The sequence below is a fragment of the Allobosea sp. WAO genome, from assembly GCF_001509835.1.
Taxonomy (GTDB): domain Bacteria; phylum Pseudomonadota; class Alphaproteobacteria; order Rhizobiales; family Beijerinckiaceae; genus Allobosea.
Window position 1 is genome coordinate 58,014 of sequence record NZ_JXTJ01000008.1, and the last position, 25,679, is coordinate 83,692.

36 protein-coding genes and 1 tRNA gene are annotated in these 25,679 nt (G+C 63.5%); 16 read left to right on the top strand and 21 right to left on the bottom strand.

Going from position 1 to position 25,679, the window contains the following annotated elements; genetic code table 11:
- Positions 1–24 precede the first annotated feature (24 nt).
- Positions 25–903 carry a hypothetical protein gene (locus tag DK26_RS29045; protein ID WP_157089672.1) on the top strand — a complete coding sequence of 293 codons (879 nt, stop codon included), beginning with the start codon at positions 25–27 and terminating at the stop codon, positions 901–903.
- Between the two features lie 106 nt (positions 904–1,009).
- Here the strand turns inward: DK26_RS29045 and DK26_RS15175 are convergent, their stop codons facing one another.
- Complete coding sequence (locus tag DK26_RS15175) at positions 1,010–1,234, bottom strand: hypothetical protein (protein ID WP_066474059.1); 225 nt, start codon at positions 1,232–1,234, stop codon at positions 1,010–1,012.
- A 332-nt stretch (positions 1,235–1,566) separates the two neighbouring features.
- On the opposite strand from DK26_RS15175, the gene DK26_RS15180 reads away from it, so the two are divergent.
- Positions 1,567–1,971 carry a hypothetical protein gene (locus tag DK26_RS15180; protein ID WP_066474061.1) on the top strand — a complete coding sequence of 135 codons (405 nt, stop codon included), beginning with the start codon at positions 1,567–1,569 and terminating at the stop codon, positions 1,969–1,971.
- Positions 1,972–2,086: 115 nt separating this feature from the next.
- Here the strand turns inward: DK26_RS15180 and DK26_RS15185 are convergent, their stop codons facing one another.
- The gene (locus DK26_RS15185; protein WP_066474062.1) at positions 2,087–2,887 is read right to left on the bottom strand and encodes a Ku protein; all 801 of its coding nucleotides are present in this window, start codon (positions 2,885–2,887) and stop codon (positions 2,087–2,089) included.
- 126 nt (positions 2,888–3,013) lie between these two features.
- On the opposite strand from DK26_RS15185, the gene DK26_RS15190 reads away from it, so the two are divergent.
- Positions 3,014–3,853 (top strand): Ku protein, encoded by an 840-nt coding sequence (locus tag DK26_RS15190; RefSeq protein WP_066474064.1) that lies wholly within the window; start codon positions 3,014–3,016, stop codon positions 3,851–3,853.
- Positions 3,854–4,499: 646 nt separating this feature from the next.
- On the opposite strand, the gene DK26_RS15195 is transcribed toward DK26_RS15190, so the two are convergent.
- From DK26_RS15195 to DK26_RS15215, 6 genes are all read right to left on the bottom strand, one after another.
- Positions 4,500–4,742: a hypothetical protein gene (locus DK26_RS15195; RefSeq protein ID WP_066474070.1), complete on the bottom strand. Its 243-nt coding sequence runs from the start codon at positions 4,740–4,742 to the stop codon at positions 4,500–4,502.
- Positions 4,743–5,044: 302 nt separating this feature from the next.
- Positions 5,045–5,254 (bottom strand): cold-shock protein, encoded by a 210-nt coding sequence (locus DK26_RS15200; RefSeq protein WP_066474071.1) that lies wholly within the window; start codon positions 5,252–5,254, stop codon positions 5,045–5,047.
- A 612-nt stretch (positions 5,255–5,866) separates the two neighbouring features.
- Entirely contained in the window at positions 5,867–6,109 is a 243-nt protein-coding gene (locus DK26_RS29050; protein WP_157089673.1) for a hypothetical protein, read from the bottom strand.
- 670 nt (positions 6,110–6,779) lie between these two features.
- Positions 6,780–8,108 (bottom strand): hypothetical protein, encoded by a 1,329-nt coding sequence (locus tag DK26_RS15205; RefSeq protein WP_066474072.1) that lies wholly within the window; start codon positions 8,106–8,108, stop codon positions 6,780–6,782.
- A 178-nt stretch (positions 8,109–8,286) separates the two neighbouring features.
- A complete protein-coding gene (locus DK26_RS15210; RefSeq protein WP_066474078.1) occupies positions 8,287–8,646 on the bottom strand; it encodes a hypothetical protein in 360 nt (119 codons plus the stop codon).
- On the bottom strand, positions 8,643–8,897 hold the full coding sequence (locus DK26_RS15215; protein ID WP_066474080.1) for a hypothetical protein: 255 nt from the start codon (positions 8,895–8,897) through the stop codon (positions 8,643–8,645). The genes DK26_RS15210 and DK26_RS15215 overlap by 4 nt, the downstream gene beginning before the upstream one ends.
- A gap of 374 nt (positions 8,898–9,271) precedes the next feature.
- On the opposite strand from DK26_RS15215, the gene DK26_RS15220 reads away from it, so the two are divergent.
- Complete coding sequence (locus DK26_RS15220; protein WP_066474082.1) at positions 9,272–9,604, top strand: hypothetical protein; 333 nt, start codon at positions 9,272–9,274, stop codon at positions 9,602–9,604.
- Between the two features lie 10 nt (positions 9,605–9,614).
- Positions 9,615–10,373, top strand: coding sequence for an SOS response-associated peptidase family protein (locus DK26_RS15225; RefSeq protein ID WP_066474084.1), 759 nt, complete (start codon positions 9,615–9,617; stop codon positions 10,371–10,373).
- 201 nt (positions 10,374–10,574) lie between these two features.
- Here DK26_RS15225 and DK26_RS15230 read toward each other — a convergent pair whose 3' ends face one another.
- Together DK26_RS15230 and DK26_RS15235 are read right to left on the bottom strand one after the other, a co-directional pair.
- A complete protein-coding gene (locus DK26_RS15230; RefSeq protein ID WP_066474087.1) occupies positions 10,575–10,808 on the bottom strand; it encodes a hypothetical protein in 234 nt (77 codons plus the stop codon).
- Between the two features lie 127 nt (positions 10,809–10,935).
- A complete protein-coding gene (locus DK26_RS15235; RefSeq protein ID WP_066474090.1) occupies positions 10,936–11,181 on the bottom strand; it encodes a hypothetical protein in 246 nt (81 codons plus the stop codon).
- 145 nt (positions 11,182–11,326) lie between these two features.
- Here DK26_RS15235 and DK26_RS15240 point away from each other — a divergent pair, with 145 nt between their 5' ends.
- The gene (locus tag DK26_RS15240) at positions 11,327–11,803 is read left to right on the top strand and encodes a hypothetical protein (RefSeq protein WP_066474098.1); all 477 of its coding nucleotides are present in this window, start codon (positions 11,327–11,329) and stop codon (positions 11,801–11,803) included.
- Between the two features lie 15 nt (positions 11,804–11,818).
- Here the strand turns inward: DK26_RS15240 and DK26_RS15245 are convergent, their stop codons facing one another.
- The 11 genes from DK26_RS15245 to DK26_RS15290 form a co-directional block, all read right to left on the bottom strand.
- A complete protein-coding gene (locus DK26_RS15245) occupies positions 11,819–12,025 on the bottom strand; it encodes a hypothetical protein (protein WP_157089674.1) in 207 nt (68 codons plus the stop codon).
- Between the two features lie 352 nt (positions 12,026–12,377).
- Positions 12,378–12,623, bottom strand: a complete 246-nt coding sequence (locus tag DK26_RS29055) for a hypothetical protein (RefSeq protein ID WP_157089675.1) — start codon at positions 12,621–12,623, stop codon at positions 12,378–12,380.
- Positions 12,620–13,201: a hypothetical protein gene (locus tag DK26_RS15250; RefSeq protein ID WP_066474104.1), complete on the bottom strand. Its 582-nt coding sequence runs from the start codon at positions 13,199–13,201 to the stop codon at positions 12,620–12,622. The genes DK26_RS29055 and DK26_RS15250 overlap by 4 nt, the downstream gene beginning before the upstream one ends.
- Positions 13,198–13,497 carry a hypothetical protein gene (locus DK26_RS15255; protein WP_066474106.1) on the bottom strand — a complete coding sequence of 100 codons (300 nt, stop codon included), beginning with the start codon at positions 13,495–13,497 and terminating at the stop codon, positions 13,198–13,200. The genes DK26_RS15250 and DK26_RS15255 overlap by 4 nt, the downstream gene beginning before the upstream one ends.
- A 1-nt stretch (position 13,498) precedes the next feature.
- Positions 13,499–13,795: a hypothetical protein gene (locus tag DK26_RS15260; protein ID WP_066474108.1), complete on the bottom strand. Its 297-nt coding sequence runs from the start codon at positions 13,793–13,795 to the stop codon at positions 13,499–13,501.
- Positions 13,785–14,240, bottom strand: a complete 456-nt coding sequence (locus DK26_RS15265; RefSeq protein WP_066474110.1) for a hypothetical protein — start codon at positions 14,238–14,240, stop codon at positions 13,785–13,787. Before DK26_RS15265 ends, DK26_RS15260 begins: the two co-directional genes overlap by 11 nt.
- A complete protein-coding gene (locus DK26_RS15270) occupies positions 14,230–14,487 on the bottom strand; it encodes a hypothetical protein (protein WP_066474111.1) in 258 nt (85 codons plus the stop codon). The genes DK26_RS15265 and DK26_RS15270 overlap by 11 nt, the downstream gene beginning before the upstream one ends.
- Entirely contained in the window at positions 14,480–14,941 is a 462-nt protein-coding gene (locus DK26_RS15275) for a hypothetical protein (RefSeq protein WP_066474112.1), read from the bottom strand. Before DK26_RS15275 ends, DK26_RS15270 begins: the two co-directional genes overlap by 8 nt.
- A 2-nt stretch (positions 14,942–14,943) precedes the next feature.
- Positions 14,944–15,240 carry a hypothetical protein gene (locus tag DK26_RS15280; protein WP_066474113.1) on the bottom strand — a complete coding sequence of 99 codons (297 nt, stop codon included), beginning with the start codon at positions 15,238–15,240 and terminating at the stop codon, positions 14,944–14,946.
- A complete protein-coding gene (locus DK26_RS15285; protein ID WP_066474119.1) occupies positions 15,237–16,109 on the bottom strand; it encodes a phosphoadenosine phosphosulfate reductase family protein in 873 nt (290 codons plus the stop codon). The genes DK26_RS15280 and DK26_RS15285 overlap by 4 nt, the downstream gene beginning before the upstream one ends.
- Positions 16,102–16,383 carry a hypothetical protein gene (locus DK26_RS15290; protein WP_184231622.1) on the bottom strand — a complete coding sequence of 94 codons (282 nt, stop codon included), beginning with the start codon at positions 16,381–16,383 and terminating at the stop codon, positions 16,102–16,104. The genes DK26_RS15285 and DK26_RS15290 overlap by 8 nt, the downstream gene beginning before the upstream one ends.
- A 447-nt stretch (positions 16,384–16,830) precedes the next feature.
- Here DK26_RS15290 and DK26_RS15295 point away from each other — a divergent pair, with 447 nt between their 5' ends.
- The 10 genes from DK26_RS15295 (at position 16,831) to DK26_RS15340 (ending at position 25,669) form a co-directional block, all read left to right on the top strand.
- A complete protein-coding gene (locus DK26_RS15295) occupies positions 16,831–17,673 on the top strand; it encodes an amino acid ABC transporter substrate-binding protein (protein WP_066474124.1) in 843 nt (280 codons plus the stop codon).
- 107 nt (positions 17,674–17,780) lie between these two features.
- Complete coding sequence (locus DK26_RS15300; protein WP_157089676.1) at positions 17,781–18,329, top strand: hypothetical protein; 549 nt, start codon at positions 17,781–17,783, stop codon at positions 18,327–18,329.
- A 126-nt stretch (positions 18,330–18,455) separates the two neighbouring features.
- On the top strand, positions 18,456–18,650 hold the full coding sequence (locus DK26_RS15305) for a hypothetical protein (RefSeq protein WP_066474128.1): 195 nt from the start codon (positions 18,456–18,458) through the stop codon (positions 18,648–18,650).
- 93 nt (positions 18,651–18,743) lie between these two features.
- Positions 18,744–18,834: transfer RNA gene (locus tag DK26_RS15310), tRNA-Ser, on the top strand.
- A gap of 517 nt (positions 18,835–19,351) precedes the next feature.
- Complete coding sequence (locus DK26_RS15315; protein WP_066474131.1) at positions 19,352–20,374, top strand: zinc-dependent alcohol dehydrogenase; 1,023 nt, start codon at positions 19,352–19,354, stop codon at positions 20,372–20,374.
- Positions 20,375–20,480: 106 nt separating this feature from the next.
- The gene (locus tag DK26_RS15320; RefSeq protein ID WP_066474134.1) at positions 20,481–21,323 is read left to right on the top strand and encodes a universal stress protein; all 843 of its coding nucleotides are present in this window, start codon (positions 20,481–20,483) and stop codon (positions 21,321–21,323) included.
- A gap of 400 nt (positions 21,324–21,723) precedes the next feature.
- Complete coding sequence (locus tag DK26_RS15325) at positions 21,724–22,479, top strand: response regulator transcription factor (RefSeq protein WP_066474137.1); 756 nt, start codon at positions 21,724–21,726, stop codon at positions 22,477–22,479.
- A complete protein-coding gene (locus DK26_RS15330) occupies positions 22,476–23,852 on the top strand; it encodes an ATP-binding protein (protein ID WP_066474141.1) in 1,377 nt (458 codons plus the stop codon). The genes DK26_RS15325 and DK26_RS15330 overlap by 4 nt, the downstream gene beginning before the upstream one ends.
- A 147-nt stretch (positions 23,853–23,999) precedes the next feature.
- Positions 24,000–24,212: a hypothetical protein gene (locus DK26_RS15335; protein WP_066474143.1), complete on the top strand. Its 213-nt coding sequence runs from the start codon at positions 24,000–24,002 to the stop codon at positions 24,210–24,212.
- Positions 24,213–24,214: 2 nt separating this feature from the next.
- Positions 24,215–25,669, top strand: coding sequence for a TolC family protein (locus tag DK26_RS15340; protein ID WP_248309985.1), 1,455 nt, complete (start codon positions 24,215–24,217; stop codon positions 25,667–25,669).
- The last annotated feature ends 10 nt before the right edge of the window (positions 25,670–25,679 follow it).

Genomic DNA, 25,679 nt, shown 5'->3' on the forward strand with positions numbered 1-25,679 from the left:
CTCGGGCTCAGGTAGGGGGCTTCCATGGCAGCTAATCCAACCGACCCCGTCATTGTTGCACCCACGTCCCGTAATAGCGGCGCGTCCTATCTGGACTGGAGTCCGATTTTTGGTGGCGCGGTGCTTGCTGCAGCGATTTCGACCATTTTGGCAGCCTTTGGCTCGGCTATCGGCCTCTCGATGGTCTCTGCCGACACAGCCCGCTCTTCCGGACTGGCAGCGCTTGCCATCGCCGGCGGTCTATGGGCGTTGTGGGTGACAATCTCGGCTTGTGGCGCTGGTGGATATCTGGCGGGACGAATGCGCCGGCCCGCCATGGACTCAACAGAACATGAACGCCACGTACGAGATGGTGCTCACGGCTTGGTCGTCTGGGCAGTTGGCGCGCTGCTTGTCGCGTTTATCACGAGCTCGACTATTACGGGGGCTGCTAAAACCGCGGCGACCGGCGCCGCAACCGCTGCCGCCGGGGCGGGCGCCCTGATCAGCCAACAAACGGATCCCGTTGCATCTTCGCTGGACACGATGCTCCGCACGACCGGAACGGAGCCGATTTCGGCATCAGAACGAGAGGAGGCGTCGCGAATTCTGGTGCGGAGCGTAGCCAATGGGAGCGTCGATCCAGCCGACCGTAGCTATATCGCCTCTAGGATTGCAGCCCGATCCAATATCTCGCAGCAAGATGCGGAAAAGCGCATTGATGATGCGTTCGCTCGACTCAATCAAGCCAAGGAGACGGCCAAGCAAGCTGCCGAGCGTGCTCGAAGGATGGCAGTGGTAACTGCCTTCTTGACCGCTGCTGCGCTTTTGGCAGGTGCGGCCGCCGCCTGGTTCGCGGCTGTTCTTGGCGGAAAGCACCGCGACGAGGAAATCGATTTGACGGCGCTATTTGGCCCGCGCTGACCGAGGAGAGGTGTGCTCCAACGGGCCTCATTTTTCGAGTAAGACAGGAATCACAATGCAGGGCCCGGTCTCGCTCACGCGGGGCAGGGCCCTTTTCAGATTCAGCTCACTCGCCCGAGCTAATGAGGCGGTCTGATCGACTATCCTGGCGGACCAGGCCCGCTTCATAGGCTTCTATGGCCGCTGAAAAAGCCTGATAAGTCAGCGCGTCCACCGAGCCGGGCTCGGCATTCGCCAGCCGCCCGACCTCCCGCTGGGCTACTTCGTACTCGGCAGGCGTGTTGATAACGACGGTTGGCTGCTCCGGACTGTGGCGCGTTGGCAAGGTCATTCGCCCCCTTTCTGCAAGAGCATACTACCGCTTATCCAAGCGACGGCCAGCCGCCCCGACGCCGCAGGAAGGCAGGTACTGACAATTGCGCGGTGCCTTGCGGAACGAGTCGGCGCGGCCGCCGTTTCGACTCCCGTGTGAGGAGTTGCGTCATGTGTGCTCAGCGGATTTTGCGTTCCGGCCCGGGAGCCGATGTCGTCAGGAGCCGTCCGCCGAGGCGGGTGGACGAAAGGCAGGGCGCGCTTGACCTCGATCTTCCAGCAGCAGCCCCGGGAGAAACCCGGGCCGAACAAACGATCTATCGGCTGGCCCGAGAGGTTGCGGAACTCCGCATGAAGCTCGCGGGTGCGGGGGCAACCTCAACAAGCGCCGAGGGGGCGACCTATCGAGCCTATACTTCGGCCCACGGTTGGGCCGACACGGTCGATCCCATTGCTCTACTGGCGCATGGATTTGCTGCCCGACTGGCCCGGGTGAAATGCATCCGAACGCTGGGCCCCGCGGGGGACGCCCTTGAAGACGATGCGCGTGCGGTGAATGCCCACATCGCCATGATAGCGGAAGAAGCCGACAACCTGATCACGGCGCTGATCGGGGACGCAGAGAGCGCTGGGCTGGAGGCGACCGGCGCATGGATGAAGCTCCCGCTGGTCGAGTGCCGGAAGTTCGAGGCGATCGAGCGCGACCCGGATCTCGACAGGGCCGACGACATCCAGGACGACAAGCTTAACTCTTGAGGCGCCGGCTTCAGCCGACGGCCAGTTGCGTGGTGACGCGTATGGTGAGATGGCCAGCTTCACGTCGCGCATTGAAAGCGGGCTGGCCGGCGGAATGTTACGGAGTGCTCCGGCGTCAGCCCTGAAGGGTCTTGTCCGCCTGCAGGCTTTTCTTCAGGGCGTCGAACAGGTTGACGACATTGGCCGGCCGCCCCTTCTCGCCGGCGTCGGCGGATTTGCGCGAGCCCTTGCGCTTCTTCGAGGCGATCAGCTTGAGCAAGTGCTCCTGGACCGGGTCCTGGACCATTTCGGTTGACCAGTCTTGCGTCTTGGTGGCGATGAATTGCTGCGCAAGCGCGAGAAGCTCCGGCGCAGGCTTTTCCTTGTCGATCCCGCTGAAGTAATTCTTCTCGTCACGGACTTCGTCGCCGTAGCGCAGCGTCCAGAGGACGATGCCGTTGTCCCGCGGCTCGATCATCACTGCCCGCTCGCGTCGGTAGAGGACGACGCGCGAGATCCCGATCATTTTCGTCGCCGCCATGGCGTCGCGGATGACGGAGAAGGCCTCTTCGCCGACCTCGTCGTCGGGAACGAGGTAGTGGGGGCTGTCGAGATAGATCCAGGGGATAGAGTCGCGCGGGACGAAGGCGTCGATATCGATTGTTCGCACGGTATCGAGCCTGACCGCCTCGAGTTCCTCGTCCTCGACTATGACAAGTCGCCCGGCTTCGGCCTCGTAGCCCTTGGCCTGGTCGTCTGCCTCGACTGGCTTGCCACTCTCAGCGTCGACGTAACGGCTCAACACGCGATTGCCGGTGTGCCTGTTCAGGGTGTGAAAGCGCACCTTCTCGCTCTCGGATGTGGCCGGGCTCATGGCGACGGGGCAGGTGACCAGTGAGAGCTTGAGATAGCCCTTCCAATAGGTGCGGGCGGGCATGGCGACACAACTCCACTTCGAAACTCCGGAGTCAATGCGGATGGATCGATAGAGTTCCCGCCGCGCGGGAACCATCCGGCCCGGGTTGAATTGAATCGCTCGGGTTGCGTTGTGGAGTTGCGGGTCATGGTTGCCGCGCGAGCGAACTGGAAGGGCTATCTGAAGTTCGGGGAAATCAGTTGCCCGGTCGCGCTCTACACCGGCGCGAGCACCTCAGAACGGATCTCGTTCCACACCGTCAACCGCGATACCGGCCATCGGGTGCGCCGGGAATTTGTCGACCCTGTCACCGGGGAGCCGGTCGAGCGCGAAGACCAGATCAAGGGTTTCGAGATTGATACGGACCGCTATGTGGAGGTCGAGCCCGAAGAGATCGCAAACGCGATCCCGGACAGCAAAAAGCTATTGGCGGTTGCGGGCTTCATCCCCTGCAGCGAGATCGACACGGTTTTCTTCGACAAGCCCTATTACCTCGCCCCATCCGGCCAGATCGGCGAGGACGCCTTTGCCGTGATCCGTGAGGCGCTGCGGGCCAGCAAGGTCGGCGCCTTGGCCCACGCGGTGCTGTTCCGACGGTATCGCGCTGTGATGATACGGGCCCAGGGCCTGGGTCTTGTCGCTCACACTCTCAATTTCGACTACGAGGTCCGGTCCGCGGCCGAGGCGTTCGATGAGATTCCCAGGCTCAAGATCAAGAAGGAGATGCTCGAGCTCGCCAAGCACATCATCGCGACGAAGAAGGGGGAGTTTGACCCGTCGAAATTCGATGATCGGTATGAAGCAGCCGTAGCGGAACTGGTGAAGGCGAAGCTCGCCGGCAAGCCTGTGAAGGTCGCCCCGAAGGCCAGGGCGCCGAAGGTCGTCGATCTCATGGAAGCCCTCCGAGCGAGCGTCGGTGCGGCTCCGGCTCCAGCCAACAAGACCCGTTCCCGCAAAGGCGCGACCGATCTCAAAAAGGCGAGCTAGGTATCAAGAACGCAACGTTCAGGGAGCGTAAGATCGCCGGCTCGTCCGCGACGAAGGCCACATCGCTCGGTCCCGCTCGCGCGGGGCCGAGCGTTCTTTGTTGGCGGGAACTTCTCAGTCAGCGGACTGTTGCCTCCCAAAGGAGGCCTTCATGAAGGACAAATCCATCACTCCGGCCGGAAGCGGTTCGCCCGGTCGGCATGAGACACCGCGCCGACCCGGCCAGCCCGGAGAGCAGGATCAGCGACGAGCTGGCCCCAGTCCGGAGTCGCAACACCCAACTGGGCCGCATGCTCCGTACGAAGGCTACGAGAGCGACGGCGCCGCAGCCATCAAGCACGAAACTGCTGGGCAAAATGCCGAGGCAAATGCCCAGCCTAACCAACCTACAAGGGGTCGTCCCCGCTGACCGGTCCGTCATCTGTATGGGAACAGTCGGGGCCACCTCCTTTTTCTCGAGCTCTGCGGCGGACGGCTTGCGCCGCGCGTCTTTCCGCTTCGACTCTTTCGGCCTCGATGAGCCGATCGAGTGTCTGAGTGATTGGGTTGTGGGGACTACGTCGGCCGGGCGTGGCAATCATGAGTTTCAGCCTTTGTGTTTCCGAGCGCATTGCGGGGGCGCTGCGCACAAGCAAACGGTCGCCAATCAAGCGGCGGCGTCTTCTTGCGCAAGGACGCGGCCCGCGACGGCTAGGTACCTGTCGCTATGATGAGTGATGGCGACGATCACGCTGGTGCCGTCGTCGCAGACGACGTAGAGGCGGCCGAGGAAAGCCGCTGGATCAACGGTGGCGGTATCGCAAAACAGATAGCCCGCCCGCTGGTCGTCATAGTCGGCGGCAAATTGATAGTTGAGCGGAATCCGGCGCCCGTCGCGCAGGAGAAGCATCCCATTTCCGGTAATCATAGCGTGTCTCCGCCTAGCGACTTCAATGCGAGCCGCGGCGGTCATTTCCAAAAGCGGCATGGAGACAACTGCGATGGTATAGGACGCTAGGCGTTCGGGTAATGCAAATCACTTCTTGGAGTGGGGAGCGGCATGCACTCGCCGTAGGCCTGCGTCGCTCAATCTCCGCTCTGCCGCCGCATAGGCAGCCAATAAAAAAGGCCAAGCGTTGAGCCTGGCCTTCTGGGCAATCATCTGTCGGTGATGCCAGTACATCCGTGGCCATCACCAACAAGACATTTCGATTACGCCGCCTGAAGCTGCTCGGCGGCCATCTTGCCCGACTTGTTATCGCGAGCGACTTCGAAGCCGAGCTTCTGGCCTTCCTGCAGATCACGCATTCCAGCGCGCTCGACAGCCGAGATGTGAACAAACACATCCTGGCCGCCGTCGTCGGGCTGAATGAACCCGAACCCCTTGGTGGAATTGAACCATTTCACTGTGCCGGTGGTCATGAAAAACCCTCCTTTTGGCAAGACCTGTCGTTCACCAAACAGGAAGTTCGGTGAATTCAGAACGATTTCGAAAGGGGGAGATCATCAGAGCCGCGTCGGAACGCGAAAATAACAACAGCCAACCAACAAATATCGACAGGCGACAACTTAGCGTCGACGATTCTGAATGTCAATTAATATTATTCATTCGGCGAATATAATTGAGAAAATTCTAGTGCGTGGCACTCATTTTACATGCGATTGGCTAAGTGAACGCTTCACCGGCAATGTCCGAAAAAGCAGCGTTCAGGCGGGGCGCGAAGGCGAGGAACCGCGAGCCCCATAGTGCGTTTTGACGACGGCGCTCCTCAGCCCCTTTTGAGCGCCGCGCCTGCCGCCCTGCTCGGGCTGCTTGGAGGAGTCGGCAGACGCTCTGTGTCGCGTTGGGTGGCGTGTCATGGAAACAGATCGCGTGGAAATCATCGCTAGGGCGCTTTGCCGGTCGGTCGGGTTCGATCCGGACGCCCTTCTTCCTCCTGAAATGCACTGTGCGCTGATGTCGCCGGCGCGAGAGCCGTTGCCGGCTTGGCAGCGTTTCAAACGTGCTGCGGAGGTCTATTGCGATGCGAGGGTTTATGAACTGGCGTCCGAGCCAGTAAAACGACCTGCCGTCTCATCAGTTGATGAGGGGCAGGTGTCGCGACCTTGACGTGTTTCATAGTCTTCGATCGCTGCTGAAAAGGCCTGCAACGTCAGCTCGTCCACTGAGTTAGACGTCGGCGTCGCCAGTCTTTTGACCTCCCGCCGTGCTGTTTCGTACTCGGCGGGGGTGTTGATGATGACGATTGGCTGTTCCGGGCTGTGTCGCGTCGGCAAGGTGGCACCTTCCTTTGATCGGGATGGTACCGCTTGTCCCGGGCCAAGGCCACCAGACGTTGCAACGCTGCTGCGCTACCCCACGCCGCAGGATAGGAAGCAGATGCTGACGATTACGAAGATCACGGTGAGCAACCAGAGTGCCGTCGGGGACGACATCATTGGCGGCTGAGAAACGAGTAGGCCATTCTCCCAAACATTCCTCTCGCCAAAGCGTTCCAGACGGGCGGTCGGTAATCGCTCTCGATGAAGGAACCTCGCGTAGTGGGACGCAGTTCTTCGCTGGATCGGCCCCTGGCGTGCCGGTCACGGCGGTCACCTTCAGCCATGGAGGTTGAGCGGCGGGCGCAAACTTCCCCGCCACCCGCAAGGGTGGCGGGTTTTTCTCTGCCTGAGGCTACTGAGCCGCGATCTGCCTAAACCGCGCGATCTCCGCCCGCAGCACTGCGACCGCGGCTTCCCCCCCCGCACCCCTTTAATCCCGCGCTCCTCGCGATCGGTCGAGCCCGCCACGCCACCGAGCATCACGCTCAGCTTTGGCGGCGCCAGCCCGGCGAGATAGGCGATCTCGCATTCGTGCTTCCATTCCTCGGACCAGGTCGAGACCTCCCGGCCGGCAAGATGGGAATAGGCGAGTTTTGGGTTGGCGAGCGGATCTTCTTCCTTCTGGTCAAAACGGATTGGGGCGTCCGCTTCCCCTCATGAAGATGTTTGGGAACGCGTGGATCATCGTACTTCGAAGCTGTTGGCACTCGCTGCTCATGGCTCGAGGACTAAGCATCTCCATGCCGGATGACTTGAATCCGACTTCTGCTATTTCCCAAGCCTTGTCGCGATCTGCGCGGGCTATTTTGGCCGCGTCGAGGGAGCGTGCAATCTCGGCTTGTATCAGGTCGACTTCGCTCTTTTTGAAGAATGCGCCTCTCTGGGCGCACACCTCGGACATTCGCAGCATCGACATGGGGATTGCAATCCGCGCCACGCGTTCACGGGTCTCCTGCTCTGTCGCCTGATTATCGGGCGTGACGCTCGTCGCCTCCTTGTTAGGCGAAGCGGGACGGAAGTCGCTCTCGACATTCCGAAGTCTAAATGCGTCCGCCTTTTCAATCCTGGCGATGGCCTCCTCGATTGACGTTCCTTTCGGTGCGGACCAGCCATGCTTGCCGTATTGGCGCTCGACGTCTTTGGCGGCCTTGGCTATGCGCTGCAGTTCAACCCTGTCCTGATCGGTCAGACCCTGCGCTCCGAACCGCCTCACCTCGGTGAGGAGTTGGTCAAACTTGGCCGACGCCTCAGCGCGCATCATGGCTTTGTCGCGTAACGCAGCGATCTGCTCCGCAGTCTCAGCCACTGGTCCTCGGTCGCTAAGAAACCACTCGCGCTCCACATTCCCCTTGAAGCGTTCGTCTGCCTGCCGGCAGCGGAAAAAGCCGTCCTGGAAAGCCTGAATGTCCGCGTCCGTCCACTCTTCCACCTTCATACCGAAGGTCCATTGGGTCCTCTCCCAGTCGGCGGGATAAGGACCAATCGGTAGAGGGAAGTCAGCCAGCACGGCGCAGGGCGGAATTGAAATCCGGACCGAAGTGGCAGGGGCCTTAACCACCTGGGCCGAGGGTGGGCAGCGGATGAAAGTCCCTTCTACGGCTTGGTCAGTATCTCGTCCCCACGCCAGGAACTTAACCTGGCCACGATCGCTTGAAAGTTCGATCTTGCCCTTGAGTTGGGTCGCTGTCGGCTGTCCATGCCGAAGGCTGGTAATGTCCAGGCGCCAAACTCTGCCGTCACCCGGCTCCTGCGATGCGTTAAACTTCATATTCATGGTTCTGGCGGTGATGCTGTCCGCCGATATGGTAATGACGTTCTTGTCTGCCCCGTCGCGAATGCACGCCTTGTGGCGCTCGGCGAAGTAAAACTCCCCCTCAAAGGGTTGCCCGGCAAACGCGGTGGTCGTGGGGGGCATTCCGACAAGCAAGAGACCGAGAAACGTGAGCAGGCGCATGCAAGCCTCAGAAGCTATCAGCCGTACATCAGTACTCGACCTGTCCCAGCCGAGCGGACCCGTGTAACTGTTAGTGGAAGGTTGGCTTGCCCGCTAGCGCTGGCTGCCCAAGGGGAAAGCCTGAAGCCAGTACTCGGCCTAGAGCGTCCCAGGCGTCGCGATCGTTCAAGGCCGTCCGTCAGTACCCGCCCGGCTCTTCGCCGCACTCCCGGCGCTTCCAGAGGTCGCTGCGTGCATCGACCATAGCCATGTGCTCGACCCAGCGATGCCAGCGTTCATCGCCAAGCCATTCGCGATAGCAGTCCCAAGCGGCTCGGAACTCGCTCATGGCATCCTCGCGCGCTTCTGCCATCCCTGTCTTAGCGAGACCGGGCGAAGGGTCTTGGACGGTGATCGACCAGTTCCAGACGGCCTCGGGCCGGACGCTGTTGTAGACGATCGAGCCGACATAGACGCCCTCGCAGGAGACGCGCCAGAAGCCTTCGCGCGTCGTCTCAGCGTGGTCGTCGGGGTAGGAGCGCGAGAGTGTCAGCGTCATGCCGCCCTGATCTGCTCTTCGAACTCTTCGGGGATCTCTCCGTGCCGGGCGAGCACCGCGAGCGATGCGACCTCGCCGGTTTCGTCGTCCGCAACAACGTGGACAACTGCGACGCCCTCGGCCGTGCGAGCCAGGCGCTCGCCATCCTGCAGCGCGTGATGCCTCGTCTTGGCGGGCACCCGCTGGCTGGGCACGAGCCGCTTCCGGTGCGTCTTGAACGGCTGGAGGAAGAAGGTGTCGACGTTGGCCATGGCTTGACTCTCGTTCTGTTTGTTCTCACTCTGTTCTCATACGAGAGGACGACCGTGATTGGAAGAGCCGCCAGATTTCGGAACGCCGCTGGGGCGCTGGCCATGGATACACGTGCATTTCCGCTGTCACTGGTGCCCGCGGAATGCCGAGGTCCATATTGCCATTCTCGCGGCCTCCTACGGCCATCGTGCGCCGCTGGAGTGGGTCTTCCGACGGTTCGTGAGCGGGTGCCCCTGGGATCCGCATAGCGAGCAGTGGAAGCCACAGAAATGCGGCATGCGCTGCGGGGCCTATTGCCCTGATGTCCGCTCGTCGCGCCCACCGGACCTGCCGCCCAGCATGTCCGGCCTGAAAGTCGTAACAGGAGGCAAGGATGACCAACTCACCAAAGCGCCTGCCAAAGAACGCCGTCGCCGCGTCGGAGGTGACTGATATCACTCTGACCGATGTCGAGGCCGGTATCCGCGAAGCGGCCGAGACCGCCCGTGGTGGTTACGCGATCAGCCTCATCGATGCCGAACGGCTCGGCCTGGAGCCGCGACGGGACGACTGGTCGTCGGGGGAGGTGTTGACAGTCACGGCACTTGCTTCGACCGGGCTCGATATAATCGCGGAGCGGTTCGGCCTGGTGGTTTCCGGGCCTTATCTGCCGCCTGACGAAAATGAGGATCTCTACTACTTGGTGGCTGCGCCGAAGGCGGCTTAAGCTCGGGTGCATGTGCAACCTGTACAGCCACACCCGATCGGTCGAGGCGATGCGCAAGCTGTTCGCCACGTTTAATGATGGCGGCAGCAACCTCGCGCCGCAGACCGGTATCTTCCCTGACTACGAGGCGCCGATCATCCGCAACGAAGCGGATGGCCCGCGCCTCGCCATGACCCGCTGGGGCATGCCATCCTCCAAGAAGGCGCTGTTCGACGCAGCGACCAAGCGCGCCGGCAAGCTCCGCGACAAGGGGAAGGAGGTCGACTTCGATCAGCTTCTTCGCATGGAGCCCGATGGCGGGACGACGAACATCCGCAATACCTCGAGCTCGCACTGGAAACGCTGGCTTGGCGTCGAGAACCGGTGCCTCGTCCCTTTCACCAGCTTCAGCGAGTTCGACTGGGCGGCCAAGCAGGATGTCTGGTTTGCTTTCGGCAATGATAGGCCGACAGCCTTCTTCGCCGGCATCTGGCTCCCTCAATGGACCAGCGTGCGGAAGATCAAGAATGGCGAGGAGACGATCGACCTCTATGCCTTCCTGACAACCGAGCCGAACGCCGAAGTTGGGTCGGTGCACCCCAAGGCAATGCCGGTGATCCTCACGACGCCGGAGCAGTGCGAAACCTGGATGACGGCGCCGTGGCCAGTGGCCAGCTATCTCCAGCGGCCGCTATTGGATGGCAGCCTGACAATCGTGCAGCGCGGCGGGAAGAAGGACGGGCTGGCCGACGTGATGTCCGAAGGCGGCACGCTGGTCGGTGGCGGGTAGCCGATGGGTTACTGGGGTTGGGTCCGCGCGGAGAACCGGCAGGAGCGCGAGCGGCAGGCCAAATGGCCGCGCTGGCTCCATATCCTGCGCCAAGCCGCCAACGCTGCAAGCTGGGTTGCCCTGGCCGCGATTGTGCTTTGGGGCTTTGGCTTCCTCTAGCCGGCCCCGCGAAAAAATCGGGCCCAGCAACCTACCGATGGCTTAGTGGCGCCGGGAGCCTGGAGCTGCTGAGATCACCTCTTCCTGCGGCTGCTCGTTCTCGTTGTCCACCGAGGCCGCTTGAAGCACTGCGAGTAGCAACCTGATCTTGCCGATCGGCTTTCCACAGTCTTGGCAGCTGAGGACGGTCTGGTCGTCGGTCCATTCCGGGATTTCGATGGTGGCGGCGCCGCATTCGTCACAGGCGAAGGCTGGGGGTCGAGTGTCGATAGCCAAGGCATATCCTCATATTCGGCGCCGCATTCTGAAGCGTATCCACCCATTCTAGGTTCACATCACCCATTTGGGTTGCGCCAATTGCCGCGGCAGCTTGCCTCAGGGCGTGACGGCGTCCCCTAACTGATCACCGCTCGGATTCGGCCCGGCCGATCTTCGAACGGCCCGGCTGTAGCCCGGTCATGTCAGCGACCCGGCGAGCGACACAGGACCAGAGCTTGGCGGCTCCCGGATTGCCCTGGCTTCGAGCTGCGCTGGCAAGCTGCCGGGCAGTGTAATAGCCAGCGCCGCCCTCGTCCTCGGCCAAGCGGGTCGCCTCAGCGTCGACCAAGGCTCGATACTCGCGGCGGCGGGAGAGCCAGGAGAACAGCATGCGCAATCTATATCGCTACGTCCCGGCGTGAAGCAGTCGCGCTCGCGCTGTCAGCGGCAGGTGCTCTCGCCCGTGCCATCGTTGCGAGGGACGTAGACTCGCCTTATGGTTGCCGAATGCTCGCGTTGGTTGAGGGGGCAGGGGGATGGGGGCGGCACACGCGGCGCCGCAGAGCGCGGCACTGACCTTCGAAGCGTATTGTAGGCGTGACAAGGAACTGGCTCGCCATGCGCTTCGCTCGAATTGGCAGGAGCAGAAGAAGGTTGAGGCCTTGTGGCGCCGTTTCTCCAGCAGGCTCGAGGCACTTGGTGTTGCGCCATGCGAAGCTAGAGATCTGGAAAGAGCGGTGGCCGGCGCGCGCAGCGCTCTAATCGCGACTGCTCGTGCCTCAGCCGAGCGCGCGGCAATCCGCGTTGAGATCAGGCGTCTGCGGCGGGCCCACACCGCGGCGCGGCATTACGAACGATCACTGAGAGAGCTCCGCCTGCCGTTTCTGTCGCGGGACGAACTCGACCGCCGCGCGGCAAACTGGCTGCAGGCGAGCGAGCGCCTTGATCTCGACTATGGCGACAACGAGGTTATGCGGGCCGCGTATGCGATCTATGGCCCCAAGGGAGCGTAGGAGGCTCCCCCAAGGTCAAGGGGCGAGAGCTTCTGCCCTTTTGTCCCTGGCAAGCCCGGCCTCCTGGATCGCCATCTTGATGAAGAAGACGAGGTCCTCCTCGCGGATGGCGATGGCGCCTCGCAGGGCCAAGACAAGCTGATCGGTGATCTCGTGAAGGAATTGCTCTTCTTCACGTCGGCTTGAAGGAATGACCTTCGTTTTCGACAGCGTCTGGGCCATCGTTACCATCCCGAAGCGCGCGCGCGGCATTGAGAAGTGTCAGCCGGTCGAGCGGTTCAAGAGAGCGGAAAATCTTAACCAACTCAACCCCCATTTGAGTCAGGTCTTGGCCGCCAACTTCAAGGACATGGTCGGGGGTCTGGTTGCACATCTGATCGCTCCCGCTACCGATAGTTCAACACTCGCATCATGCGCGCCGAACTCTTAGGAGGCGAACCATCTTGTCGGAGTGTCACGGATTCTTGACCTAGCGGCGGCTAGCGCCAAGCCCCTGTCCACCACCCATACACCGCAGCCCCAACAAGCAGAGCCAGGATAAGAGCCATCCTCGCGTTAGAGGGGCCGTAGCGCATTAGGGCTGTGATTGGGGGGCCGATTGAGCTGCGATGACTTCGGCAGCCTTCCAGCGATACAGCCGCCAGAGCGGTCGGCGAACCATCACGTCTGGTGTGAAAATTGTTTCGTGGCCAGCGAAGCGCCGGCTACGCTCGTCGGGCGTATCATCGTCATAAACGCCGCCTTCTACCCTTGTTTCTGGGTTGAGGCCTAGCGCCGTGCACATGCCGCGAGCGACCTGTTCGATCTCTTCGTCCGTCATCTCACTCCCCCCTGCGCTCGGATGGCTGCGGCGCCTTTGCGAATGTCATCAGCCGCGTCTTCCATGGCTTCTCGGTAGCCATCCCAATACGGCCCGGAGCGCTGCTTCACCCACTCTGGAACTTGCGCCTCGACGATAGCAAGGCACCTATCGCGTTCCCCAGCGAGTGCGGCTTCGGCGGCTAGGGCGCGGGCAAGTGCTGCCTCTCGTTCATCGATCGCCTGCAACGCTCTACATGTCAGCCGCTCGATCTCCCGCTCCTTCTCCGCCAGGATAGGGGCGAAGAGGGCGAGGACGGCGCGGGCCTCGTTGGCATAGTGCGGCCAATAGATGTCGACCTTGCGCTCTAGTTCTCCGGGGCGCCAGTCTCCCGCGTCAGGGAACAGGGCTTCATGGACGCGTCGGCAGACGATGCGCGCCACGTCCTCCTCGCTCGGGATAGCGGCAGAGGCGGGTTGAACCTGTGCATTTTTTGCACAGGTTGCCGGCGCCTCGGAGCATGATGCAGATTCTGCATAGTGCTCTTCGTCCGGCTGGCTTTCGCTTTTCGCAAAGAAGGGGGTGGGGCTAGCGGTCATGGTCGGGTGTCCTGCGGCTTTGGCGGCTCGATCTCGTCGAAGGTGACGCCAGCGAGCGCCGCGTCCTGCACTGCCTTGTCGAAAGCCTCCATGGCTGTCGTGAAGGCCTGGTTCATCATCAAGGGCATCGTCAGGCTCTTGGTCATATCCGGGTTGGCTTCATGCAGCTCGCGCAACGCGTCTTCGCATCTGTCAGCCTGTTGGCCGATTCTGCGCAGCCTGACGGCCTTGTCTGCTATGTCGCGGTAGAAGGCGGCTTCACGCAGAAATCTGGCGACGGGTTTGGTGTCGCCCATGTCACCGTTCCCCCGCCGCAGAGAGCATGGCGCTGTAGATAGCCTCGGCTTCGGGCGGCCGCTGGTCATAGATTTCAGAGCCAGCAAGACGCATCTTCGTAGATGCCTCCACCGGAACAACTACCGCCTCGACCCCGTCGACAGTAAGGCGAGAGCCGAGCCTGCCGGGGGAGAGGGCTTGCAGGGCCGTGATCGCGGCGATTGCATCGTCGACCTCGAATTCCCATCCTACCTGATGACCGCATTTGCGCGCCCGGATAGCGCGTGCGACGGTTTCGATTGCCTTCTCATCGACCATCGTGCTGCTCCTTGTGAGCGCGGAGAAATGCTGCCAACAGGGCGCGAGCGGGGCTTGTGGTGAAGCCGCTGTGCTTCTCGATTGTAAGGCCGCCGGGCGTCTTTGGCGGCCACATGGCGGCTTCGGTCGGTACCCCCTCGTAGGTCTGCACATACCAAGTCCACCCCGGCAGCTTCTCCTCGATCAGCGTGAGGACGGCGTCGAGGGAGGCGGTGTAGCGGCGCACGGGAGGTACGGAATGGCCTTCCGAGAAATTGCGACGCGTTTCGCCAAGGTCGATCCAGCCGACAATGTACTCGTCGTGCGGCGGCCGGCTATTCCTCGCCAGGATCATGCTTCCGTCTTCGCGGATCGTTCGCCCGTCGAGGATTGCGACGAGCAGGCAATCCAACTCGCGGTCCGCTCCCTCGCCCTTCTCGACTCGCTCGATCAGTTCATCGATCATCGGTGTTCTCCAGGGCAGCGACGATCTGCGGCAGCTTCTCCCACAGCGACCAGATCGCACGCATCTTGGCCGGTGAGCATTCAAGCCGCGCGGGCGTAGGGTCGGTCAGATAGGGCTCGCCCGTGTTCGGGTCGTATCGGTACCGCGGCGGGTCTCCAAAATGGATGGAGTGGCCGCCGCCTTCGGTAGCCTTGACCGCTTGGCGCATGAGTTCGAGCGCGTCTGCCTTCGTCAGCTTCTCAGCCACGGTCTTCCTCCTTGGGCGGTGGGAGCAGCTTCGTCTCGTCGAGCCGCTGAATGACCGTGCGGCCATCATTCGTGACCATATGAGCGAGGAACACAGCCTCGACTGGCATCAGGCCGCACTCGACCGCCGTGACCTGACCCTTGACCCAATCGCGCAGGATCGAGTTCACGGCGATCAAGCCTTGCTCCAGAGCCGCGGCCTCGTGCTGCGCCTTCGTCTTGCGCATCCGGTGGCTGTACGGGGTCTCCTTCAAGAACCACGCTGCCCACCCCTTTGCTGACGCCTCGAACTGGATTGCCCGGCCGCGGTGCTTGAACGCGAGCAGCACGGTCTTCTTCTCGAAGTTGTCCATGAAGCCCACGCTCTCGCAGCCCATGCGGCGCAGAAGCTTGGTGATTTCGTCTCGGGCCGCAGCGCCCGATGTGGCGCTCGCGTAAGGAACTTGGCTGCCCATGCTCATCCCTCCGCGTCGGTGGCGAGGTCGAGCGAGGCGGGTGGTTCGATCGCCTGCTGCTCGATGAGGGCGAGGTGCTGATCCCGCTCGTCGAGGAAGGCGAGGACGGTAGGCTTATCGAGGCGGGCAAAATGCGCGCAGTTCGCCGCGAAGTCCGGGCCGAAGAAATCAGCCACGCGGTACCCGTCGTTCTCGTAATTGCCGGCATAGATCTGGTCGCCATCCGCGCGGAACTCGCCACGCGTCACGCCCCCCAACCCCGCCCGGATCTCTGCGGCCTTCGTGGTGAGGGGCGTCATGCTGCGGCCCTCCGCATGCAGTCGGAGCACATCGGCATGAACAGGTCCCCCTGTCGCTCGTCGCGTGGCTTCGGAAACGGCTTGCCCCAGCCGAAGCCGTGAAGGCGGATGGCTTCCTGCTCCAGTTCGGCAATGCGCTTGCCCCACTCGGGGTAGAGGATGGCAGCCTCGATGCGTTCAGCCTCTGTCTGCATCGTGCCGCACATGCATTCGCCCGACCGACAGAGAGCTTTGGCGACCGGGTTGATCGGCGTCTCGCGGCTTTCGAGATAGCTGTCTCGGGCCTCTTGGGACCAATCGTGGATCAGGTTGACCCAGATGTTGCCCGGCATCGCCGGGTCGCGCCGGAAGACCTCAAGGCGAGCTTTGCGGTTCTCCGACTCGTCCTTGCGGGCGCCGTTGAGCAAAAGAACCCGAACGTCGCGCTTGCCGTGTCGGATATGTTTCGACACCGCCTTGCGGAACGGAGTGGCCTTGAGCACGCGATAGGCGAAGGCATGCGCGGCCAGCCCGACGCCGAAGAAGCCCTTGCGGAGAACGTAATCTTCGTAAGCCGTGCCGGCGTCGGCCTCGACCAATTCGCCAAGCTGCCCGTAGGTATCGCGGACGAACTCCGTTGTCTCCGGGATGCCGCAGCGCGTGTTGCCGTGGATGACGAGATCGAGCTTGGCGCCAAGCTCGCGCGCTACCTGATCGGAGGCCGCGCTATCTTTCCCGCCTGAAACCATCGAGACGATATGCGTCGGGCTGAACTGGTCGATCGCCGTCTTCAGGATTCGCGCGCTGCTGCTGAGCGCATGCTCCCATGGCTTGGCGAGAGGGTGGCCAAGAAGATCGAGGCCCCCGGCCTTCGTGGTGAGGTCAGACATGGGGGGCCTCCGGGGAGGGGGGCGGGTTGATCAGGAAGCCGGCGCACATGGGCTTGTCGTGCTCCAAGCAGCCCATGGCCACGTCTGCGTCGGTGATGAGCATGCCCGCTGTCACGGCACCGTAGATCAGCCTGACTGCCTCCATGACGCCGTTGGCCTGCTGCCGGACGGCGTCGCGGCGATAGTCCGGCGTCTTCGGATCGTTGTGCTCGCGGCAAAGCGCGATGTAGTGGTCCCGAACGCATTCAGGGCAGACGACGTAGAAGCCCATCACGCCACCCCCGCCTGTGTGGGGGCGGGGCGCGCGAGTTCGATTCCGCGATCAGGAACCGCATCGAAAGGTTTGCGAGCCGGCTCGTAACCTATTGATATGCTTGAGGTTGATTTTGCAGGTTTGCGAGCATCAACGCACTGAAATTGCTCGCTTCTGGCGCTCCAGCTCTGGGCACCATTTTTCTCAATAGCTTAGAAGCAAGTGGCTAACCTGACGTCTCAGGTAGTGTTGCCGCTGTGTTACGGTCGCCTGCTCTGGCGGCGTTCCGCTTGGCGAACCGGGAACGCGAGAGGCAATCGAGCGGGGTCTCGATCGGTCACCTCGACACCTGAGATTCTACAGTCTGGGCTGGTCGGGACGGCCGGCGGGCATCGCGGGGCTGGCGCACCGACAAGCCATCTGCCAATTGAACCTCCAAAGTCTAATAGCCTTTGGGGGGATGGTTCGATGATGCGGGTGGGCTGGGTTGGGCTCTTTGGGCTGATTGTTTCGACAGGGGCCCTCGCAACAGACACGCTGTCGCGGATCGAAAAGACCGGTACGCTCCGGCTCGGTTTTCGGGCGGACGCGCCGCCCTATTCGTATCGGTCGGGCGATGGTTCGCCATCAGGCTATATGGTCGATCTCTGCCGCGAAATCTCAGAAGTCGTAAAGAAATCGACCGGCGCCACGAAGCTGAAGGTCGAGTTTGTGGAGATTACCGCTGCCGATCGCCTTGAGGCGGTTCGGGATGGCAAGATCGATGTGCTCTGCGATCCGACTTCGATGACGATGTCGCGGCGGGAACTGGTCGATTTCTCGCTGCCGACGGTCATCGATGGCGCAGGTCTTCTTTATCGGAACACTGGCCCGGGGCATCTTGCGGACTTCGCAGGGAAGCGAATCGGAGTTCTTCAGGGGACGACGACCGAGGAGACGCTGAAGGCGACGTTGTATAAACTGGACATCGAGGCGACGGCCGTCCCGATGAAGAGCCATGAAGACGCGATAAGAGCAATCATCGATAAGAAACTGGATGCTTATTTCGCCGATCGTGGCATCCTCTCTTACTATCTCCTCAACAGCAATCATCGTTCAATGTTGAAGCTGGAGGAGCAGTATTACACATTCGAAACCTATGCCGTCGCTCTTCCTCGCGGTGACGGAAGGTTGCGCCTGCTCGTCGATGCGACTCTTGCTGATCTGTACCGCAGTCATGCTGTGCGGCGGATCTATACCCGCAGCTTCGGAAATACGGCGCCAGACGAGTTTATGCGGGCGCTCTTCGTTATCCACGGCGTCGCAAAGTAGAACGCTTCCCTCGTACCCGTGGCGAGGCCTGGTGCCCGCGCGGAGCATCGAATGGGCCGGCCGCCGGGGCAGAAGCTCGCGGGGCACGTTGACATGGACAGGCGGGTGTGTCCCACGGCGCGATGATTGCAGGGCTGTTGTCGGCCTTCATGGCCTTCGGCACGCCTAGCCTGGCGCAGGAGCGAACGCAGCTCCTGGCCGGGATCGTTTCGTTTCGCGACCCCGCCCTCGCTCGGAGCCTGGAGAACCGGCTCGTTTCCTTGGTAGAGCGGAAGAATGCGGCCGGCCTGCGCGCGCTCGGCGACGAGATCCGCCGGAAGGATGGCGCTGTTCTCGACGCCATCGAGGCTCTCACGACGAAGCATCGTGCCACCGGCACGGTCGCCGATGTCGAACTCGCCCGGGTCGCACTGTCCATGGGGCCTTGCCACCAAGCCAATCTGCTGATCCGGAAAATCGTGCTCGCTATTGCCGCGGGCGAAGCGAAGCACTCCCATCGAAGTGGTGCCGTCCGGCTTGATGATTCGCAGGCCGACAGCCTCTATGCCGAGCTGATCTTGCGCTGCGAGAGGCTGGCGCGCCTGCCTGCAGGGACTCCGAAGCTCGGTGTTCCCTGCGCGCTGAGCGCAGGAGCGTGCGACGAGGGCGAGGACTGAGCCGCGCCGGGGTAGGAGGCCACCCGGCCGTGCAGGGCGCTCTCTGTCGCCTTGCTGCATGGCCCGTTCGGCCAGCGTTCAGCTCCGGAGCGCTTACTGACGGCAGTTCCGCAGGACGATCGTCGCATGCAGGCCGCCGCCGAGACCGCTCATCGCCATGCTATCCCGCCCCGGCCAATCGCGATCCGCTGCGAGCCGGGCGGCTATGGGGTGCGCTTCGGCCTGACGGAAGCGGAGGACGAGAGGCTGCCTTGCCCGGTCTTCGAGACGCTGCCCGAGGCCCTGGCCTTCGTCGCGGCGCTCGATGAGGCGAGGGGGTGAGGCGGCGCTGCGACAGGTCTCGCGTCTTTTCCACGTTTGTCATCAGTGGTCGCTTGTCAAAGCACTATGGGATCGGGCATAGAGCCTTTCAACGGAGACGTGGCCGAGAGGCTGAAGGCACTCGTTTGCTAAATGAGCATACCCCATAAGGGTATCGAGGGTTCGAATCCCTCCGTCTCCGCCACTGCCCTATACTTCTGAAGAATAAGGTCTTTGGCCGCTGTAGCTTGTGGGCTCGGGGCGTTCGGGCCGGAGGCGTGCCGCTGCCTCTTTATCTGTGACAGAGATTCACCCGCCCTCGTGATCCTGTCCCTCAAGCTCGTTCGCTGCGAACACGGCCGGCCCTCGTAACCGCAGGCGTGGAACTCGCTTCGGACGGCTCTTGGAGGCGGTGGTTCCGCACGATCGCTTCCCATGGGCTGGCGTTGCCCGAGATAGCTCCGGTGCCAGAGTCGACGGGCCAAGCCCCGGAGGGGCCAGGCTCCCGGTTGACGGCGCCGTTTCAGCGATGAAGCTGTAGGCACCGGCACCGCGGATACCCCGCCTCGGAAGGAGGGCCGCCGATAGGAGTTGCCAATTCTTCACCGCAGTGTGGGCTGCCGCTTTCGCCACGCCTTTGTCTTCCCGGCGAACGCGGTCGACGTTTCATCCAGGCGGGATCTGGCCGAGGCGTGGCCAATGCGCCGACAGGGAGCATCGCAATGGCAAGGACGATGAAGGCTGCAGTGGTACGCGAATTCAGGCGGCCGCTCTCGATCGAGGAAGTTCCGGTGCCGGAGGTCGGCCAAGGCCAAATCCTGGTGAAGATCGAGGCGTCGGGCGTCTGTCATACCGACCTCCATGCCGCCGATGGCGACTGGCCGGTCAAGCCCAAGCCGCCTTTCATACCCGGCCATGAAGGCGTCGGCATCGTCGTCGCCGTCGGCGCCGGGGTCAAGGCCGTGAAGGAGGGCGATCGGGTCGGCGTTCCCTGGCTGCACACGGCCTGCGGCCATTGCCGGCACTGCCTCGGCGGCTGGGAAACGGTCTGCGACGAGCAGCAGAACACCGGCTACTCCGTCAATGGCGGCTTCGCCGAGTATACGCTGGCGGACCCGAACTATGTCGGCCATCTGCCCGATAGCCTCGGCTGGGAGACGGCAGCCCCGATCCTCTGCGCCGGGGTGACCGTCTACAAGGGTCTCCAGGAGACCGACACCAGGCCCGGGGATACTGTGGTGATCTCAGGGATCGGCGGGCTCGGGCACATCGCCGTGCAATATGCCAAGGCGATGGGGCTCGATGTCATCGCCGTCGACATATCCGAGGAGAAGCTGGCGCTCGCCCGTGAAATGGGCGCCTCGGCGACGGTGAACGCGATGACGACCGATCCGGTCGCCGAAGTGCAGGCGCTGTGCGGCGGCGCCCAGGGAGTGCTCGTGACCGCGGTTTCTCCGAAGGCCTTCAGCCAGGCGCTCGGTATGCTGTCGAAGCGCGGGACCATGGCCCTGGTCGGCCTGCCGCCCGGAACCTTCGACCTCAACATCTTCGAGACGGTACTGATGCGGAAGACGATCCGCGGCTCGATCGTCGGCACGCGCCTCGATCTCGCGGAGTGCCTGCAGTTCGCCGGGGAGGGGAAAGTGAAGGTCCACTACTCGGTCGAACGGCTGGAGGACATCAATGGCATCTTCGACAGGATGCGGAACAACCAGATCGATGGCCGTGTCGTGATGAGGATGTAGCTGGCGCGCGCCCGCATGGACATGAGCGGGAATTCGTCTCGTGCCGCAGCAAGCAAGCTATCGCCGTGAGGAACAGGTTGCCGGTTCCGCTGCCAGGAGAAGACAGATGACGCACGACATCAGGAGTATCTTGATCGGGCTGGTGCCGGCCGACGAGGATGGCGGCGCGACAGCCGCCGTGCGGTTCGGTGTCGGCCTCGCGCGACAGTTCGGGGCGGCGCTGACATTCCAGGCGATCGTCCCGCATGTGACGCTGCCGTACAGCGTCGTCGGCGGCTTTGCCGCCGGCATGGTTGCCGAGGAGAACAAGCGGCGGCGCGAGCTCGTCGAGGCAGCCGCTGCCGCGGCCAGGACTTTGACGGACGCGGCCGGCTTCGCCTGCGTCGCCGATCTGCCCGATCTCGCTCTCGAGGAACTTACGGAGCGCTTCATCCAGCAGGCGAGACTGCAGGACGTGACGGTTCTCGATGCGGGTGACGATCTCTTGGGCAACAATCGCAGCATGATCGAGGAGGCGCTGTTCAACAGCGGCCGCCCCGTCATCGTGATCCCGAAGGCGGACGCCAGCTCCCAGCCAAAGCGGGTCGCGATCGCCTGGGACGGAAGCGCCCGCTCGGCGCGCGCAGTCGGCGATGCGCTGCCGCTGCTGGCGGCCGCGCAATCGGTCTCAGTCGTCGTGATCGGTGGCGAGAAGGATTTGAGCCGCGTCGCTCCTGCCAGCGGCCTGATCGGCTACCTGGAACGTCATGGCGTGAAGAGCGATCTGGTGGCCCTCGAGGCGGTCGGCGGCGATGTGGCCGAGACCCTGCGCCGGCATGTCCTCGACAGTGCGGTCGAACTCGTCGTCATGGGGGCCTTCGTCCATTCGCGCTTTCGCCAAGCCGTCCTGGGAGGAACGACGCGCTCGCTGCTCGAAAACAGTCCCGTTCCGTTGTTCCTCGCCTACTGAAAGGCCCATCCCTCCGTATTGGATATTTGCCGGAACAAGGCTGCCGCAGGCGAACTGCTGTTTTGCGTCCGTGCCGGCGTCCGGGGGAGCAGGCTCCTTGCTCGACAGGTGGGAGGGGCGCTGCTCAGGTGACGTAGCCGCTCGGCGAGATGAACGATGGCCTTGAGGCCGTACTTGCCCTTGTTGGTCAGCAGGGCGCTCGTCTTGCCGCATTGCGATCGTCCGTCGATACTATCGCCCGCAATCGGGGTCGCGCGTCTTGTCCGGCCGAAGGCTGGCGCCGCCGAGGTCGCGGGGAGGGCGGTTTCGCCGTGGCCGCTGAAACAATTTGTCACGAATGCGCCGAGGGCGTGCGCGCTAGAAGGGGCTTTCGCCGCAGGCGAGCAGGGATCAGCAAGCAGTGACCGAAACCGCCGCCGCGAGCGCCGCTCCGCTCGGCTCGCCCGAAGCTCATATCCTCGTCGTCGACGACGACCCGCAGATCCGCTTTCTGGTCAGCCGCCTGCTGCGTGCCAATGGCTATCGCGTCAGTGCCGCCGCCAATGGCCGCGAAATGACCGAAACCCTTCAGGGCGCTCCGGTCGACCTGATCGTCCTCGACGTCATGCTGCCGGGCTCGTCCGGTTTCGAGCTTTGCCGCGAGCTGCGCCGCAGCTCCGCCGTGCCGGTGATAATGCTGACGGCGCGCGGGGAGGAGAACGATCGCATCGCCGGGCTCGATCTCGGCGCCGACGACTACCTCGCCAAGCCGTTCAGTCCGGGGGAACTGGTGGCGCGGATCAACGCGTTGATCCGGCGGGCGCGCCGGGCGGTGAGCCAGGCAGAGGCTGCGCCGGTCCGGAGTTATGCCTTTGCCGGCTGGACGCTCGACATTGTCCGCCGCGAGCTGGTCGACCCGCAGGGAACGATCGTCGACCTCAGCACTGGCGAATTCGATATGCTGCGCGCCTTCGTCGAGGCGCCGGGCAAGGTCCTGACGCGCGAGGCCCTGCTCGACATCGCCAAGAACCGGGTCGCGACCGGCTTCGACCGCGTTGTCGACGTGCAGATCAGCCGCCTGCGCAAGAAGATCGAGGCCGAGGGCGGCGCCGATGCCATGATCAAGACGGTACGTGGCACCGGCTACATGTTCCTGCCGCAGGTCGAGCGCCGATGAATTGGCGGACTGCTGATACCATCCAGTCGCGTACAGTCATCGTCCTGCTGCTGGGCCTCGGCCTGTTCCACCTGCTCAGCCTGTGGACCTATCAGGTCGGGCTGCGCTCCGAGGTCGACCTTGCCAATGAGAGCCGCCTCGCCGAGCGGCTCGTCACCATCAAGCGCGCGGTGCTGGCGCTGCCGGTGGCGGAGCGCGAGCCGATCGCCCATTCGCTCTCCGGCGGTCCGATCGAAGTCCACTGGAGCGCCACGGGGCTGACCGCTGGCGGCGCCGGTGCCAGCGCCGGTCCGGAACTAGAGACGCTGCGGGGCAGGCTGCTCGAGCTTGCGCCCGAACTGGCACAGGAGCGCCTGATCCTCTCCGCGCCGCGCCTGCCCGATGGCCGCGTCGATTCCCATCAGTTCCAGCTCTCGATCAAGGCGCCCGACGAGGGCTGGGTGAACTTCAGCGTGACAAGGCTCAGCGGGCCGCATGGCAGCATGCACGGCATCGTCTGGTCGACGAGCCTGATGGGTCTCGGCGTCATCCTCGTCGCGATCCTGATGGTGCGCTGGCTGACGCGGCCGCTGCGCATGTTCGCGGATGCCGCTCGCCGCGCCTATGTTGGGGCGGAGGCTCCGCAATTGCCGGTCGAGGGGCCGGCGGAAGTGCGCGAGCTCGCCAGCGCCTTCAACGACATGCAGAGCAGGATCAAGCGGTTGATCGACGAGCGCACCCAGACGCTCGCCGCAATCTCGCATGACCTCAAGACTCCGCTGACCAGGCTACGGCTGCGTGCGCAGGAGCTGCGCGAGGCGAAAGGAGCGGGGGACGAGGCGCTGCCCCCGGCGATCGATGCCGATCTCGACGAGATGGAGGCGATGCTCGATGCCAGCCTGACCTTCCTGCGCGGCGAGCGCAGCGAGGAGCCGCTGCGTGATTTCGACCTTGCCGCCCTACTGGAGACGATCAAGGACGACGCGCTCGATGCCGGCCACGACGTCACGCTTTCGGGACCTGGTAAGCTGCGCTGGCGCGGCCGGCGGCTCTTGCTGAAGCGCGCCCTGACCAATCTCGTCCACAATGCCGCGCGCTATGGCGGCAGCGTCAGGATCAGTCTGTCGCGGGCCGAGGGCGAGGCGATCATCCTGATCGATGATGATGGGCCGGGTCTGCCGGAGGACGCGCTGGAGCAGGTCTTCATGCCGTTCGTGCGGCTCGAAACCTCGCGCAGCCGCGAGACCGGGGGCGTCGGCCTTGGCCTGACGATCGCCCGCAGTGCGCTGCGCGGTCATGGCGGCGACGTCACCTTGCAGAACCGGCCGGAAGGCGGCCTGCGGGCGCAGATCCGGCTGCCGCAGACAGACGCAGAGGCCCCCGCAAACTGCTGAAACGGCCTTCGTGGGTCGCTGAAACAATATGTAACACCGCGCCGGAGGCCGCTTCGCTAACTTCGCTTTGCCCACTGATTCACCGAGCAAAGCCAGCGAACGATGCCGACAGAGCCACCACCGCGTCCTCTCCGACGTTTCCGCACGATGCGCCGCGTCGCCGCTGGCGTTGCCTTTTCCGCGCTGCTCGCAGGCTGCACCACGACGGTGCCGCCGATCGCCGGCCGCCATCCGGCCGATGCCAGCGTCGCCGTCGCGACGCCGTCCTATGTCGCCGTTTCCGGCGCGAAGCCGCTGCGTCCTGTCGACCCCAAGGGCTGGCAGGATCTCAACCGCCAAGTGACGCCGAAGGGGCATTGATCGTGAAGCTGCGGACCCTAGCCCACGGCCGTCGCGGCCTGCCTTTCGCGCTCGCTGTCCTCCTCGGCGGCTGCGCCTCCTTCTCGCCTGATGCCGGTCTCGACGTCGCGCGCAATGCCGCCTTTGCTGAGCTCAACAAGGATGTGGTCAAGATTAATGACGTTGCCGGCGCGATCAGTGCCAAGGCGCGCGTCGACCAGCTCCTGAAGAAGCCGCTCACGGCTGACACCGCAGTGCAGATCGCGCTGCTCAACAACCGTGGCCTGCAGGCCGCCTTCAACGAGCTCGGCGTCGCCGAGGCGCAGATGGTTGCGGCGAGCCTGCCGCCCAATCCGACCTTCGGCATCTCCAAGCTCTCCGGCCGGTTCGAGATCGAGGTTGAGCGGCAGATTGCTGGTAGCCTGTTTGCGCTCGTCACTCTGCCTTTCCGCGCCGAGATCGCCCGCGATCGCTTCCAGTCGCAGCAGCTGCGCACGGCCGAGACCGTGATGACGCTCGCCGCCGATACCCGCCGCCAGTTCCATCGCGCCGTCGCAGCCAGCGCCCAGGTCGGCTTCATCGAGCAAGCCAAGGGCTCGGCCGAGGCCGCCTCCGAATTGTTCAAGCGGCTCGGTGAATCCGGCGGCGTCAACAAGCTCGACCAGGCGCGTGAGTTCGCCTTCGATGCCGAGCTCGGCGCGCAGCTCGCGCAGGCGCGGCTGGTGCAGCGCCAAGAGCGCGAGCGGCTGGTGCGCCTGCTCGGCCTCTGGGGCGACGAGCTCAAGTTCAAGCTGCCGAACACGCTTCCTCCGCTGCCGCGGCTGCAGAGCGTCAAGGCGATCGAATCCGAGGCGCTGCGCAAGCGCATCGACCTCCAGGTCGCGCGTGCCGATCTCGACGTGCTCGCCAAGTCGCTCGGCCTGACCAATGCGACGCGCTTCGTCAACGACATCGACCTGCTCGGGCGCCGCACCTACGACCGCGGCCGCAGCATCAACGATCACGGCCATGTCGAGCGCGAGACGAGCCGCAGCCGCACCGTCGAACTCGATATCGAGATCCCGATCTTCGATTTTGGGCAGACCAAGGTCGTCCAGGCCGAGCAGAACTACATGCAGGCGGCGAACAAGCTGGCTGAGAAGGCGGTCAACATCCGCTCCGAGGCGCGCGAGGCCTATGTCGGCTATCGCGCCACGTATGACATTGCCCGGCAGTATCAGAACAATGTGCTGCCGCTGCGCAAGATCATCCAGGACGAGTCGCTGCTGCACTACAGCGGCATGCTGATCGACGTGACGCAGCTCATTACCGATGCGCGCGCCCGCATCCTCTCCAACGTCGTCGCGATCAATGCGCGGCGCGACTTCTGGATCGCCCATACCGACCTCAAGCATGTCGTCATCGGCGGCGGCTCGGGCGGGGGCGGGGCAACCGTCGCCGCTGCGGGCGGCGGCGATGCCGGCGGCGGCGGCCACTAAGCGGGGAATA